General features: G+C 58.7%; 1 protein-coding gene. It reads right to left on the bottom strand.

Translation table 11 applies throughout. From position 1 onward, the window contains the following. The coding region (locus tag ACIP1X_RS29130; RefSeq protein WP_400756007.1) for an NADH-quinone oxidoreductase subunit M at positions 1–1,027 on the bottom strand (1,027 nt) is incomplete at both ends.

Raw genomic sequence — 1,027 nt, 5'->3', positions numbered from 1 at the left:
AAGCGAGTTGAGTGAAGGCGGTGCCGAGCCACTGCTGAACGCCATGCATCGTGGCGGCAGAAGTGTCGAGGAACGGTTGCGGGTAGACGCCGATGTAGATCAGCAACACCGCAAGGCCTAGCACCATGATCAGTTCGCGAGCGTCCATACCTTGCAGGATCGAATCCGATTTCGCCGGACCGAAGTAGGCACGGTGGATCATGATCAGCGAGTAGACCGAACCGAACACCAGACCGGAAGTGGCAATCGCAGTGATCCACGGCCAGCTCGCGAAGGAGCCGATCAGGATCAGGAACTCACCGACAAAGTTACCGGTACCCGGCAGACCCAGCGAAGCGGCTGCAAAGAACAGGCTGATTGCCGGCAGGTAAGCGATACGCGACCACACACCGCCCATCTCACGCATGTCTCGAGTGTGCAGACGCTCGTACAACTGACCGCTGAGGATAAACAGAGCCGCCGCCGACACACCGTGAGCGAGCATCTGGATCACTGCACCTTGCAGGGCCAGTTGGCTGCCGGAGTAGATGCCGATCAACACGAAACCCATGTGGGAAACGGACGAGAAGGCGATCAGACGCTTGATGTCGGTTTGTGCGAACGCGAGGAACGCACCGTAGAAGATCCCGATCAGACCAAGGGTCATGGCGATCGGCGCGAACTCGGCCGAGGCATTCGGGAACAGCGGCAGGGCGAAACGCAGCAGACCGTAAGCAGCGGTTTTCAGCAAGATACCGGCGAGGTCGACGGAACCTGCAGTCGGCGCCTGGGCGTGAGCATCAGGCAACCACGAGTGGAACGGTACAACCGGCAGCTTGACCGCGAAGGCGATGAAGAAGCCGAGCATCAGGATGTACTCGGTGGTCATCGACATCTTGGTTTTCAACAGGTCGGCGTAGTTGAAGGTAATCACGCCAGTGTTGTTGAAGTTGACCAGCACCAGACCGAGGATCGCCACCAGCATGATCAGGCCGGACGCCTGAGTGAAGATGAAGAACTTGGTCGCCGCGTAGATCCGGGTTTTCTT

Origin of the sequence: Pseudomonas sp. NPDC088885 (assembly GCF_044750025.1) — a bacterium.
Taxonomy (GTDB): Bacteria; Pseudomonadota; Gammaproteobacteria; order Pseudomonadales; family Pseudomonadaceae; genus Aquipseudomonas; species Aquipseudomonas rustica.
Note: the sequence above shows the minus strand (reverse complement) of the source record. Positions and strands in the feature narration are given on the sequence as shown.